Origin of the sequence: Poseidonibacter lekithochrous (genome assembly GCF_013283835.1) — a bacterium.
Classification (GTDB): Bacteria; Campylobacterota; Campylobacteria; order Campylobacterales; family Arcobacteraceae; genus Poseidonibacter; species Poseidonibacter lekithochrous.
On sequence record NZ_CP054052.1, the window covers coordinates 3,186,688 to 3,199,721 of the forward strand.

Here is a 13,034-nt window from a genome sequence, read left to right on the forward strand (position 1 = left end):
AGTCCGTGATTTTATCTAAATAAAACTGAAAACTTTCTAAGAGTTGCTTGTAAATAGAGATTTTGATTGTCAATTTTTGAAGTTTTGAATTCTAACTCAATATTTAGAAGATATTCAAGCATTTTTTGAAAAACTTCTGGTTTAATATTAATAGCTAGTTTTGATTTTCTTTCCCAAATATTTTTTGGAGGAATAAAACCTAAGATTTCTTTAGGATTTGGAGCACCTATGGCCCTAGCATAAGAGCTAATCATAAATAGTTGTTGTACGAAAGATGTAACTTGAGTTAATAAATATATTTCATTTACTCCCTCATCAAGTAATAAAGCCAAGTCTTCACTAATATCATTGCCCTCAATTAAATTGTTTAAAAACTCTTCAAAAGAGACATTACCAATTCCAAAACAATAAGTATTTACCTCATCAGATGTAATTTTTTTATCTAGAATTGCTAGTTTTGATAAGTCATTCATACATAATGATAAATCATTTTTATGCATAAAGTATAAGTGGTTTAAAGCTGAAATATCATAATTGATATTTAAACCCTTTGCTTCATTTTCAAGAAGTTTAATAGCTTCTGGATTAGAAGGTGAAAACATTCTAATTGAAACAGAATTTGTTTTAGGTGAAAAATAATTACCCATTGTTTTAAAATCGCTATCTCCTAAACAAGAGAAAATAACTGTACTATCAGGATTAATATTGCAAGCTTCTATTAATTCTTCTACCTCTTTTTTAGGTACTTTTTTTTCTAATTTAATTAATAAGATATTGTTAGATGAGAAAAGTGAAGATTGTAGTAATTTATCTTTTGCGTATTTAAAATCATAATCATCAAAATATAATTTTTCTATTTCGTCATTTTGTCCATGTAATCTAGCGATTTTTAGGGCATAATGTTCTACTAAAAAAACAGATTGCCCATAAAACATATAAGCATTAAATTTTTTATTTTGTCGTAGGTGATTATCAAATTCGTTTCTATACATAAGATATATCATATCCTAAGTATACTTTTAATAAAATTCAATTATCAAAAAAAGGTATAAAAATGTACAAAATCCCCCTTCCCTTATTAGGCTTTGAAGAGATCAAAAACTTAGAGATTGAGAAGGTTGATGATTATTTTTCTACTTTAGTTCTAGATAGAAAAAATAATATTACATTTACCATAGTAAATATCTCTTATTTACAACATGCAGCATTTGATTTTAGTATTGATGATAAAACATTAGATATTTTACATATTAGAAAAAGAAGTGATATTGATGTCTATTTCTGTGTTGTATTGCAAGAGCCAATTGATAAGTCAATTGTAAACCTTGTAGCCCCAATTATAATAAACAAAAGACATAACCTTATAGGTCAATATATTATAAAAGAAAAGATACCAAGACTATTTACAAATCTATTATCTTAAGTATTTAATATAAACATATATTTTATGATCACACTACACAAACAATACATAAATCCTTAACATTTACTTTACATAAATCTTATACAATTCACTTATACAAACAAAAGAATTTAAAAGGATTTATTATGAAAAAGCTATCAACAATTATTTTAACACTAAGTTTATTTGCAGGAAGTGCATTATTTGCACAAAACAACTTCGCTAGTTTCTATCCAGCAGAAGACAATGATTCTCCAGATTATCTAGTAAGTGAAGAAACTGGTAATTCATCAGACTTTTTCTTAAGCTTAGATACACAAGATAAAGTTCATAAAACAATGAGTACAACTAATAGAGTTGTAAAAGAAGACCATACGTTTGATGCTTTCTATCCAGTAGAGGATGTTGACTAACAAAAGCATTTTATAAATTAACTAAAGTACATTTAGTTAGATAAAGTAGAGAAAATACTTCTCTTCTTTATTTCTATACCTTATTAATATTCTCTATCTTAAATCATTCACTTATTATTTTCTAAAACCTCATACAAATTTATCATCTTTATTTTTCTAATAAAACATTTTTATAAACTAATTTAATTCTAATATTAAAGTGTATCACTACACAAACAATACATGAACTCTTAACGTTTAGTATATGCAAATCCTATACAATACACTCATACAAACAAAAGAATTTAAAGGATTTATTATGAAAAAGCTATCAACAATTATTTTAACACTAAGTTTATTTGCAGGGAGTTCAGTATTTGCTCAAAACAATTTCGCAGGTTTTTATCCAGTAGAAGACAATGATACTCCAGATTATATTTTAAGCCTAGATGCGGGTGATGATAAAGTTCATCAAACAACTAACAATCAAGCAACAAAAGAGAATGTATTCAGTTCTTTCTATCCAGTAGAAGATAATGACTCTTCAGAATATTTTTTAAGTTTAGATTCTAGTGATGGAACTTATCAAACTAGAACAAATAGAATTACAAATGAAAATACATTTGATGCTTTCTATCCAGCAGAGGATATTGACTAATAGAGTATTTTTAAACTAACTAAAGAATATTTAGTTAGATAAAGTAGAGAAAAAACTTCTCTTCTTTATTCTAGTATTTAATAGAAGCAATAATTTGTTTTGTAACAACATTAGCTTCTTTAATTTTCACTTTCACTTTTGTATATAGATTCTGTCCCTTATAATTATCAATAGTAACTTTAAGACCTTTCATCTCATCATAACAAACAGCTTTTGATCTTTCAATATCAATTATCTTAACTTTAATATCTTTATCAATATTTTTTAAAGCCCATCTAGCATATTTTCTATCTTCAAAATCCCATACAAGTTTATCCACTTCTCGCTCTCTAATTGAGATATGTTCACAAATTTCGTCAATATTTTCAGGAGTTTGTTTTGATTTTAAAATTCTATGTAACACTAAATCTGAATATCTTCTAATTGGACTTGTAAAATGTGAATAAGATTTAAATCCTAAACCAAAGTGTCCTAAGTTTCTTGAAGAGTATTTAGCTTGTGTTTGAGCATGAATAATAAGTTCATCAATTTCATCAGCTACTGTTGTAACTCTAGCTTTTTCTTGAATATGAGTAATTGTATCGTGCACATCACTTTTTAGTTTTACTTTTACCCCTAACATATTCACATCATCAACTAATTTTGATATTGCTTTAAATGGCGGTTCTTCATGGATTCTAAATATTCCAATAGTGTTTACTTTTTTAGAAGCTTGAATATTTGCTAACAACATACACTCTTCAACTAATTGATGAGATGCTGTTGAGAATTCTTCTTCTATTGATTCTACTTGGAAGTTTTTAAGTCTTAATCTTAATTCACTTGTTCTAAAATCATAACCTTTTTTTAATCTATGATGTCTAAAGCTTTTAGTTACATCATATAAGGGTAAAAGGTAATCAAATATATCTTTTTCAGTTTTTGAGTATTGGTCTAAGAAACCATCTAAGACTCTATCTATTCTTCCATAAGAGAATTTTTTATGTGAGTTTATAATAGCTTCAAATAATTCAGCTTTTTTCACATCTTTTTTCTCTAGGTCTAAATACATTTTAAATACAAATGAGTATCTATCAACACCTTCTTTTAATGAACACATATCCTCACTTAAAGCATTAGGAAGCATTGGTAATACTTTTGCAGGTAAATATACAGAAGTAGATTTTTTGAATGCCAACTTATCTAAAGGACTTCCCTCTTTTACAAAATAAGAAACATCAGCAATAGCTACATATAATACTTCTTCTTTTTGATCATAATAAATAGCATCATCATGATCTTTTGCAGAGTTTGGATCAATAGTACAAAATGGTAAATCTCTTAAATCTACTCTTTGCTTCTCATCATCCATAACAGCATTTACTTCTATTGGCTTCTCTAACCTAATTGTTTCTTTGTATAAATTTAGAGAAATATACTCATCAACTTTTGGATCAGCTATATTTCCAATAGATTTAATTAACTCTAAAGATCGAGAATCAACTAATAAAACTTCACCTTCTTCATATTTTGAGGCTCCATCATTATCTAATCTAATATTTTCTTTTACTGTATAAAAAGATTTATCTTTTATATAAATTAGAATTTCACTTTTTTTACCATCTAAAACTCTAATAATTTTTGCTTTGATTCTACTTCTTGGATTAAATACTCTTTTAGCTAATACGAAATCCCCCGTAAAAGCGCCGTTTAAATGTTCTAAGTCTAAGGTAATATCTTTGTATTCATTTACTAAATCTTCTAATGTTGCTCTATTCTTATCAATTTTTACAAAACCAACTTTAAATTTCGAATTAATTTGAAATTCGTTATTTTCTTCTATCAATACTTCTTCTCTAAGTAAGTTATGAATTATTTTTATTTCATCTTGACTAAATTGCTTTGTTTTTGAAAGAATCTTCTTAAATAAAGAGCTATACAATGCATTTTCCTTAATTATAATTTGTTATAATAGTTTATCCAAATATTAATGAAGGAATATTATAATGATTTATAAATCTATAATATTATCTTTTTTACTTCTATTTAGCTTTTCAAACCTCTTTGCTAAAGATCACAAACCAACACTACTTTTTTATTGTGGAATTACAATGGTTAAACCCATGAAAGAAATCGCAAAGATAATTGAAAAAAAATATCACTGTAATATAAAGATATCTCAAGGTGGTTCAAAAGATTTATATGAATCTTTGAAGTTTTCAAAAAAAGGAGATTTATATCTTCCTGGAAGTGATTCGTATAGAAAAAACAATCTTAAAGATGGTCTTTTATTAGAGGGTACTTACATAGGATACAACCAAGCTTCTATTTTTGTTCAAAAAAACAATCCTTTAAATATAAAAGATTTAGAAGATTTTGTAAATGAAGATTTAAACTCAATATTATGTAATCCACAATCTGGAAGTATAGGTCGAGTAACAAAAAAAATATTCACTACCTATAAAAATATTGACTTTTTTGAAGAAGCATTTGATAATGCTGTTGAGATTGGTATTGACTCAAGAAATATAAATCAAGCTCTTATTACTAAAAGAGTAGATTTAGCAATAAACTGGAAAGCCACTGCTTTTTGGCATGAAAATAGTAAATATATTGATGTAATTCAAATAGATGAAAAATATGCTCCTAAAAAGAAATTAGTAATTAATCTTCTAAAATTTTCAAAACACAAAGATATAGCAAGAGATTTTATGAGTTATGCAAGCTCACTTGAAGGTCAAGAAATCATGCATAAATATGGTTTTAGATAAAGGTAATTTTTGAATACACAATACAACAGTACTCTTAATCAATTAATATTTTTAATTTCAACTTTTCTAATTGGAATCTTTTTACTTATTTCTATTCATATTATTTTTCTTAATCTTATGGAGAAACTTGATAAACAAACTATTAATTTAAAAGCAAAAATCCAAATTGGAGAATTAATAGTAAATGATTTATATAAAGTAAGATCTGATTTTTATGAACTAGCAACCACGGCTACAAATAAAAAAAGTAAACAACTAATTTTTGATAAAATCAATAAAAAAATTAAAGATATTAGAACAACATTAGATGTTCTTAATAATAGTGGTACAGTAAAAAGAACAATAAGATTAAATATTGCAGAACATTACACAAGTACAAAAGAGATTCATTATAAAAGAATAAATAATGAGTTTTCACTGGAGACTATAGATTTAGAACCAAAACTACTTCAATTAGAAGGAATGATAAATAAACTTCTTATTATTTTGAAAAAAGAAGAAGTTTATAAAAGAAATAGTGATGCTAAAAACTATATGTTTGTAAATAAAGAGATAAAAAGATTTTATAAAAGTACTCCTGCTTTTTTTATGAGAATCACTGAAAATACAAATAGACTATTATATGAAGGCTCAATTGAGTTAAAAACTTTAGAAAAAAGAATAAAAGAACAAAAAGAACAATACATAAATATTGAATTATTTTTAGTTTTTGTAATTATTGTATTAGTAATAATTCTAGGTTTTGTAATTGCAAAACAAATCAATGGTAACTCAAGAAAATTAGAGCATCAAAGAGCATCTACTAGGGGTATTTTGGATGGACAACAAAATATTGTAGTTGTAAGTAATGGAGAAGAGATGATTGATGCCAACTCTACTTTAGTTGATTTCTTTGAGGGATATAATACTTTTGATGATTTCAGAAGAGAACATTTATGTATATGTGATTTTTTTATTGATGTAGACAATCCAGAGTTTTTAATAGATATAGATTATGATGGTTTAAAATGGTTTGAGTATATATTAGCAAATCCAACTCTTCCACATAAAGTAGTAATGATGCAAGGTGAAAATAAAAGATACTTCTCAATTACTGCTAAGAAAAAAGATTTAGATGATAAAGACTTTATTGTTATTATCTCACTAAATGATATTTCAACAGAAATAGAATCTAGAAGAGAATTAAAAAGATTAAATGATAATCTTGAAGATATAGTAAATGAAAAAACAAAAGAATTTCAAGAACTAAATGAACCCTAGAACTAAAAGTAGAAAAAGGGATTTTAGAGAATCGAGAGAAAGATAAAAAACTAATACAACAAACAAGGTTTGCAGCCTTAGGTGAAATGATAGGAAATATAGCTCACCAATGGAGACAACCACTATCAGCAATTTCTTCAACTGCTTCATCAATGTTATTACAACTACAATTAGACTTATTAGAGAAAAAAGATATTGAAAAGTCTTATAATTCAATAATAAAATATTCTGATTTCTTATCTCAAACAGTTGAAGACTTTAGAAGTTTTTTCAAAGAGAATAAACAAAAAGAAGAGTTTGATATGATAAAAACTCTACACAATACAATAACAATAACAAGTGCCACATACAAAGATGCTGCAATTCAAATAGCATATAACTTTGATGTTGAAGAATTATATGCTTATGGTTTTGCAAATGAATTAAGTCAGGTTTATTTAAATATTTTAAGTAATGCAAAAGATATTCTAAAAAATAGTGAAGACCAAAATAAGATAGTAAAAATCCGAGCTTATGAAAATGATAATTTTAATGTGGTTGAAATTATTGATAATGCAGGTGGGATAAATGAAGAAATCATTGATAAAATATTTGATCCTTATTTTACAACAAAACATCAATCACAAGGAACAGGAATTGGTCTTTATATGAGTAAAGAAATCATAGAGAAACACATGAGTGGGCAATTGACAGCCCACAATACAAAGTTCAAATTTCAATCAAAAGAGTATATTGGAGCCTGTTTTAAGATAGAATTACCTAGGCTTTAAGTTAGATTGGATATAATTGCCAAAATTTTTTACTGAGGGTTAAGTAATGGCATTAAATGTATACTACGATAAAGATTGTAATATTGATTTAGTTAAATCAAAAAAAGTAGCAATGATTGGATTTGGATCACAAGGGCACGCACACGCAGAAAACTTAAGAGATTCTGGTGTTGAAGTTGTTGTTGGATTAAGAAAAGATGGTTCTTCTTGGGCTAAAGCTGAAGCTAAAGGTTTCTCTGTTAAAACTGTTGGTGAAGCAACTGCTGAAGCTGATATCGTAATGATTCTTTTACCAGATGAAAACCAAGCTGATATTTATGCTGCAGAAATTAAACCAAACTTAAAAGCTGATGCAACATTAGCATTTGGACACGGGTTTAACATTCACTATGGAAGAATTGCTCCTGAAGCATCTAACGATGTAATCATGGTTGCTCCAAAAGCTCCAGGTCATACTGTAAGATCTGAATTTGTTAAAGGTGGGGGAATTCCTGACTTAATCGCTATTCACCAAGATGCTTCTGGTTCTGCTTTAGAATTAGCTAAATCTTACGCATCAGCTGTAGGTGGTGGTAGAACAGGTATTATTGAAACTACTTTCAAAGACGAAACTGAAACTGATTTATTCGGTGAGCAAGCTGTATTATGTGGTGGGGCTACTGCATTAGTTCAAGCTGGATTCGAAACATTAACTGACGCTGGTTATGATCCAATGATGGCATACTTCGAATGTTTACACGAATTAAAATTAATCGTTGACTTAATGTATGAAGGTGGAATCGCTGATATGAGATATTCTATCTCTAATACTGCTGAGTACGGTGATTATATTGCTGGTAAAAGAATCATCAATGATGAGTCTAAAGCTGCAATGAAAGAATTATTAACTGAAATTCAAGATGGTAGATTTGCTAAAGACTTCATCTTAGAAGGTCAATCAGGATACCCAAGAATGAACGCTGAGAGAAAGAACTCTAGAGCTTCTAAAATTGAGCAAACTGGTGCACAATTAAGATCTATGATGCCTTGGATTGCATCTAACAAAATCGTAGACTTAGACAAAAACTAGTCATCCAAATTTTAAGAGAGATTCGTCTCTCTTAAAGACTGCAAAAACTCATGCCTAAAAAAACAAGAAAAAAATCAACTCAAAAACATTCTAAGAAAAAACAAAATATCTCTAAATCAAAATTAATAAATATCTTTTTACTAATATTTCTATTTGCATTTATAGCTACTGCAACTAGCTATTTTATTATGAAAAATGAAAGTTCAAATAAAAGTGTTACAAATAATATTCTAACATCCAAGCCAGATCCACAAGTTCAAAAGAAAATTGAACAGTTAAAAGAGTTTCAAAAAAAGAAACTAGATGGATACTTTGATATTACAGATTCTCCAAAAGATGCTTTTGAAGAGTATACAGAAGAGTATAATAAAGACTATATAGAAAAAACTGAAAATAAAATAACTCCTCCAAGTCAAAAGAAAAAAGAAGAAATAAAAAAAGAGACTGCAAAAACTGTAGTAAAAAAAGAAGAAAAGCAAACTACAAAAAATGAGCAAAAAAAAGAATCTCTAGCATCAGCTGATAATAAAGCTACATATAAATATGATAAAAATACTAAAGCAAAAATCATAATTATGATTGATGATGTTAGTACTCAAAGGCAAAAAAGAGAGATTTTAAAACTTGGATATAAAGTAAATCTATCTATTTTACCTCCTACAAAAGGACATCCAAACTCTGCAAAAATTGCACAAGATTTACCATTTTATCTTATTCACCTTCCATTACAAGCATCTTCTAGATTCAAAGGTGCGGAAGTAGGAACGCTACAAATCACTGACTCTTATGAGAAGATAGAAAAAAGAGTTAAACAATTAAGAGCTTGGTATCCAAAAGCTCTTTATACAAATAATCATACGGGTTCAGTATTTACACAGGATTATGAATCTATGGATAAATTATTCAGAGCTTTAAAGAAATATAACTTTATTTTCGTAGATAGTAGAACAACTGCTAAATCACAAGCAAAAATTATGGCCCAGAAATATAATATGCCATATATTGTAAGAAATACTTTTATGGATAATAAAAAAGATTTTAACTATATTCAAAACCAATTAAAAAAAGCAATCAAAATTGCTAAAAAAAATGGTTATGCAATAGCTATTGGTCATCCATATGCTATTACTATGAAAGTATTAAGAGAATCTAAACACCTTCTAAAAGGTTTAGAACCTATTTATGTAAGTGAGCTTCCATACCTTAAATAGTTATCAGATATAATAATAAAAATTATTATATTGGATTTACTATGATATCTCAAATAACTTATACTATTGATGAACTATCATCAATGAAAAAATACCCTAAAGAGCTTTTTTATATTGGAAATACAAAACTACTAGAGAAACAAAAAGTTTCAATAGTAGGAACACGTCGTCCAAATGCCTATACCAAAGAGTTTACACATAAACTATCACAAAAATTATCTCAAGCAAATATATGTATAGTAAGTGGTGCAGCTATGGGTGTAGATGCTATCTCACATAAAGCAGCAAATACAGATAATACAATAGCAGTTGTTGCAAATGGTTTGGATATTAGATATCCAAGTATCAATAAAAATCTTATCAAAGATATTGAAAGTAATGGTTTAATGTTATCAGCATACAAAGAAGGTGAAAAAGCAAGAGCTTATACTTTTGTTCTTAGAAATGAAATAGTTGTAGCTTTAGGTGATATTTTGATTGTAAGCGAAGCAGATATAAAATCAGGAAGTTTAACTTCTGTTCAATATGCTCTTGATATGGGCAAAAAAGTTTATACCCTACCTCATAGATTAAATGAGAGTTTAGGCACACAAGAGCTAGTTAGAAAAGGTTTAATTGAACCTATATATGATATTGATAAGTTTGTTAATGACCTTTCACCAAAAGATCTTAATCAAAGTCCTATTATTCAAGATGAATTCTTAAGTTTTTGTTCTTCCTCACCATTATATGATGAAGCAGTTCTTAAATATAGTGATAAAGTATTTGAATATGAACTACTGGGAAAAATAGAGATTAAAAATGGAAAGATATTTGTTTTATAAAATAAATCTTTTTTTATTAAATAGCAATATTTTACTATATTTAATTTTCTAAACCCACTATGATGTGCACATCAAAAGAAGGAGTCTAAATGAAATTAAAAATAGCAGAAGTCAGCGATATTGATGGTATTTTAAAATTACACAATAAATATCAAATAGATTCGATAAAAGAAGAAGACAAAAAAGACGGTTTTGTAACTACAGCTTTTAGTCAAGAAGAATTAAAAAATATTATTGTACAAGAACAAGGGATTTTCATAGCTATCCAAGATGATGAAGTTATGGGATATGTAATGTCAGCATCATGGCAATACTGGTCAAAATGGCCAATGTTTGCTTTTATGATTGAAGAGTTACCAAAACTTGAATATCTAGGGCAAACACTAAGAATTGGCAACTCATACCAATATGGTCCAGTTTGTATTGATAAAAGAGTTAGAGGGACTGGTTTATTAGAGCAGTTATTTGATTTTGCACTAGAGTCAATGAGCCAAAAATATCCAATCTTAGTAACATTTGTAAATAAAGTAAATGTACGTTCTTACGAAGCACACAAAAGAAAATTAGGTCTTGAAGTAATTCAAGAATTTGAATACAATAACAACCAATATTACGAGTTCGTTTATGATACATCAAAGCGAGTACTAAACTAAAAAGGTCTTACATGTCAGATATATTCTATGTGAATAATAAATTTAATAAAGTAACATTAAATCCTCATTTTCACGAAGAATATACTATTAGTTTAGTGTACAAAGGTATGCATCTTTTTTCTAATGAAAAAGATACATACAATGTGGAAGCTGGAATGATTCAAGTTTTAAATCCTTATGAATTCCATCAAACAAAAGATAGTTCATGGGCACATTTAAATATTATGCCAACAATAAAACAAATGAATACTATAGCCTCACAAATGCTTCAAAAAGAGATAAACTCGCAAATTCTTATAAACACTATGATAAAAGACCAAAAGGCTACAAATCTATTCTATTCACTTTTTACAAGCCTTGATTCTATATACAATAACCGATTGTCAATTGATAGTAAAGTTGTAGAGTTTTTAGAGTATATATTGAAATATCACTCATCATTAAAAGCAGAAGAAATAGTAAATATTGATATAAATAAAAATAAATTATCATTAGGATTAGAGTATATAAATTCTAATATCACAAATGACAATTTATCTTTAGATGAGATTTCTAACAATATAGGTTTATCTAAATATCACTTTTTAAGAGAGTTTAAAAAAGAAACAGGAGTAACTCCTAATCAATATATTCAAATAAAAAAAGTGAATAAAGTAAGAAGTTTTTTAAAAACAGATGCTTCCCTATCAAGTATTGCTTATGAGTGTGGGTTTACTGATCAATCCCATATGATAAAAGTATTTAAAAGATTTATAGGTTATACTCCCAAACAGTTTAAGAATACTTCTCCTATAAAATTCTAATTCATACTACAGTGTTTTTTGCCTTTTACAAAACGAAGGATTAAATACCCTACTACACCTGATAGAATAGAGCCAATTAAAATAGCTAACTTATCTGTATAGAAAAATGCATCCGAATCACCGTAAGCTAGTGAATCAATAAATAAACTCATTGTAAATCCAATACCCGTTAATACAGAAATTCCGTAAATTTGTGGCCATGTTGTACATTTAGGTAATTTGGCAATATTTAGTTTTACAGCCATATATGTAAATAAAAATACCCCTACTTGTTTTCCTACAAATAGTCCTAATATAATTCCTAAAGATACAGGATTAAAAACCTTTTCTACAGATAAGGATCTTAAATCTACTCCTGCATTTACAAAAGCAAAAATAGGCAAGATATAAAAAGCAACCCAAAAATGTATATAGTGTTGTAAACTTTTCATCGGTGAGACACGTTTTCTTTTCTCATTTATTGCAGATACAGGAATAGTAAATGCTAAAATAATTCCAGCTAATGTAGCATGAATTCCAGATTTTAATACAAAAATCCATAAGAAAATACCAACTAAGGCATAAGCACTTACTAGTGTAATTCTCATCTTATTCATCAAATACAATATTACAATTGAAGCTAAAGCTAAAGCCAATGACATAAATGAAAGTTTTGATGTATAAAAGAATGCAATAATTAATATGGCACCTAAATCATCAAATATAGCTAATGCCATTAAAAATATTTTTAATGATACAGGAACTCTTTTTCCAAGTAAGGAGAGAATCCCTAAAGCAAAGGCAATATCTGTTGCGGTGGGAATTGCCCAACCTCTTATGGCAAAATCATTATCTTGATTAAAAAATACAAATATTAATGCAGGAACTACCATTCCACCAATGGCAGCAAAAGCAGGAAGGGCGAGTTTTGAGAAAGTGGACAAATGTCCTAATAAAAGTTCACGTTTGATTTCTAAACCTATGAGTAGAAAGAAGATAGCCATTAAACCATCATTTACCCATAGTATTAAAGGCTTGGAGATTTCTAATAAATCTCCAAATTTGAATTCAATTTTAGTATGTAAAAATTCATTGTAAAATCCAGATAAAAAAGTATTGCTAAACAATAATGCCAATATCGTTACAAACATTAATACAATGCCTGATGTTGACTCTTTTTTTAAGAATTTACGAACTAATACTTTCATACTTCACCTCAAAACCCTAATAAGAATTATTTTATAATAATAATCTTTACTAAAT

The 13,034-nt window shown here is 27.6% G+C and carries 14 protein-coding genes; 11 read left to right on the top strand and 3 right to left on the bottom strand.

The window, feature by feature from the left end; genetic code table 11:
• Window positions 1-11 precede the first annotated feature (11 nt).
• Window positions 12-992: a DNA polymerase III subunit delta gene (gene holA, locus ALEK_RS15450; RefSeq protein ID WP_071627525.1), complete on the bottom strand. Its 981-nt coding sequence runs from the start codon at window positions 990-992 to the stop codon at window positions 12-14.
• Window positions 993-1,054: 62 nt separating this feature from the next.
• On the opposite strand from holA, the gene fliW reads away from it, so the two are divergent.
• The 3 genes from fliW to ALEK_RS15465 all read left to right on the top strand — a co-directional run bounded on the left by fliW (window position 1,055) and on the right by ALEK_RS15465 (window position 2,452).
• Window positions 1,055-1,423, top strand: coding sequence for a flagellar assembly protein FliW (fliW, locus tag ALEK_RS15455; RefSeq protein WP_071627524.1), 369 nt, complete (start codon window positions 1,055-1,057; stop codon window positions 1,421-1,423).
• 125 nt (window positions 1,424-1,548) lie between these two features.
• Window positions 1,549-1,815 carry a hypothetical protein gene (locus ALEK_RS15460; RefSeq protein ID WP_071627523.1) on the top strand — a complete coding sequence of 89 codons (267 nt, stop codon included), beginning with the start codon at window positions 1,549-1,551 and terminating at the stop codon, window positions 1,813-1,815.
• Window positions 1,816-2,113: 298 nt separating this feature from the next.
• Window positions 2,114-2,452: a hypothetical protein gene (locus ALEK_RS15465; protein WP_071627522.1), complete on the top strand. Its 339-nt coding sequence runs from the start codon at window positions 2,114-2,116 to the stop codon at window positions 2,450-2,452.
• 70 nt (window positions 2,453-2,522) lie between these two features.
• Here ALEK_RS15465 and ALEK_RS15470 read toward each other — a convergent pair whose 3' ends face one another.
• Window positions 2,523-4,373, bottom strand: coding sequence for an RNB domain-containing ribonuclease (locus tag ALEK_RS15470; RefSeq protein ID WP_071627521.1), 1,851 nt, complete (start codon window positions 4,371-4,373; stop codon window positions 2,523-2,525).
• 64 nt (window positions 4,374-4,437) lie between these two features.
• Here ALEK_RS15470 and ALEK_RS15475 point away from each other — a divergent pair, with 64 nt between their 5' ends.
• From ALEK_RS15475 to ALEK_RS15510, 8 genes are all read left to right on the top strand, one after another.
• Window positions 4,438-5,202, top strand: coding sequence for a substrate-binding domain-containing protein (locus tag ALEK_RS15475; protein ID WP_071627520.1), 765 nt, complete (start codon window positions 4,438-4,440; stop codon window positions 5,200-5,202).
• Between the two features lie 9 nt (window positions 5,203-5,211).
• On the top strand, window positions 5,212-6,462 hold the full coding sequence (locus tag ALEK_RS15480) for a hypothetical protein (RefSeq protein WP_173424159.1): 1,251 nt from the start codon (window positions 5,212-5,214) through the stop codon (window positions 6,460-6,462).
• 86 nt (window positions 6,463-6,548) lie between these two features.
• Entirely contained in the window at window positions 6,549-7,232 is a 684-nt protein-coding gene (locus tag ALEK_RS15485; RefSeq protein WP_173424160.1) for a sensor histidine kinase, read from the top strand.
• Between the two features lie 46 nt (window positions 7,233-7,278).
• Window positions 7,279-8,301 carry a ketol-acid reductoisomerase gene (ilvC, locus tag ALEK_RS15490; RefSeq protein ID WP_071627518.1) on the top strand — a complete coding sequence of 341 codons (1,023 nt, stop codon included), beginning with the start codon at window positions 7,279-7,281 and terminating at the stop codon, window positions 8,299-8,301.
• Between the two features lie 50 nt (window positions 8,302-8,351).
• Complete coding sequence (locus ALEK_RS15495) at window positions 8,352-9,512, top strand: divergent polysaccharide deacetylase family protein (RefSeq protein ID WP_071627517.1); 1,161 nt, start codon at window positions 8,352-8,354, stop codon at window positions 9,510-9,512.
• A gap of 41 nt (window positions 9,513-9,553) precedes the next feature.
• A complete protein-coding gene (locus ALEK_RS15500) occupies window positions 9,554-10,336 on the top strand; it encodes a DNA-processing protein DprA (protein WP_071627516.1) in 783 nt (260 codons plus the stop codon).
• Between the two features lie 89 nt (window positions 10,337-10,425).
• On the top strand, window positions 10,426-10,989 hold the full coding sequence (locus tag ALEK_RS15505) for a GNAT family N-acetyltransferase (protein ID WP_071627515.1): 564 nt from the start codon (window positions 10,426-10,428) through the stop codon (window positions 10,987-10,989).
• An 11-nt stretch (window positions 10,990-11,000) separates the two neighbouring features.
• Window positions 11,001-11,792: an AraC family transcriptional regulator gene (locus ALEK_RS15510; RefSeq protein WP_071627514.1), complete on the top strand. Its 792-nt coding sequence runs from the start codon at window positions 11,001-11,003 to the stop codon at window positions 11,790-11,792.
• On the opposite strand, the gene nhaA is transcribed toward ALEK_RS15510, so the two are convergent.
• The gene (nhaA, locus tag ALEK_RS15515) at window positions 11,789-12,979 is read right to left on the bottom strand and encodes a Na+/H+ antiporter NhaA (RefSeq protein ID WP_071627513.1); all 1,191 of its coding nucleotides are present in this window, start codon (window positions 12,977-12,979) and stop codon (window positions 11,789-11,791) included. The two genes, ALEK_RS15510 and nhaA, sit on opposite strands and share 4 nt — an antisense overlap.
• Window positions 12,980-13,034: the final 55 nt, after the last annotated feature.

Bases quoted from the DNA above. Each gene is read 5' to 3' on its own strand.
- holA (WP_071627525.1), bottom strand. From the start codon at position 992: ATGTATAGAAACGAATTTGATAATCACCTACGACAAAATAAAAAATTT.
- fliW (WP_071627524.1), top strand. From the start codon at position 1,055: ATGTACAAAATCCCCCTTCCCTTATTAGGCTTTGAAGAGATCAAAAAC.
- ALEK_RS15460 (WP_071627523.1), top strand. From the start codon at position 1,549: ATGAAAAAGCTATCAACAATTATTTTAACACTAAGTTTATTTGCAGGA.
- ALEK_RS15465 (WP_071627522.1), top strand. From the start codon at position 2,114: ATGAAAAAGCTATCAACAATTATTTTAACACTAAGTTTATTTGCAGGG.
- ALEK_RS15475 (WP_071627520.1), top strand. From the start codon at position 4,438: ATGATTTATAAATCTATAATATTATCTTTTTTACTTCTATTTAGCTTT.
- ALEK_RS15485 (WP_173424160.1), top strand. From the start codon at position 6,549: ATGATAGGAAATATAGCTCACCAATGGAGACAACCACTATCAGCAATT.
- ilvC (WP_071627518.1), top strand. From the start codon at position 7,279: ATGGCATTAAATGTATACTACGATAAAGATTGTAATATTGATTTAGTT.
- ALEK_RS15495 (WP_071627517.1), top strand. From the start codon at position 8,352: ATGCCTAAAAAAACAAGAAAAAAATCAACTCAAAAACATTCTAAGAAA.
- ALEK_RS15500 (WP_071627516.1), top strand. From the start codon at position 9,554: ATGATATCTCAAATAACTTATACTATTGATGAACTATCATCAATGAAA.
- ALEK_RS15505 (WP_071627515.1), top strand. From the start codon at position 10,426: ATGAAATTAAAAATAGCAGAAGTCAGCGATATTGATGGTATTTTAAAA.
- ALEK_RS15510 (WP_071627514.1), top strand. From the start codon at position 11,001: ATGTCAGATATATTCTATGTGAATAATAAATTTAATAAAGTAACATTA.
- nhaA (WP_071627513.1), bottom strand. From the start codon at position 12,979: ATGAAAGTATTAGTTCGTAAATTCTTAAAAAAAGAGTCAACATCAGGC.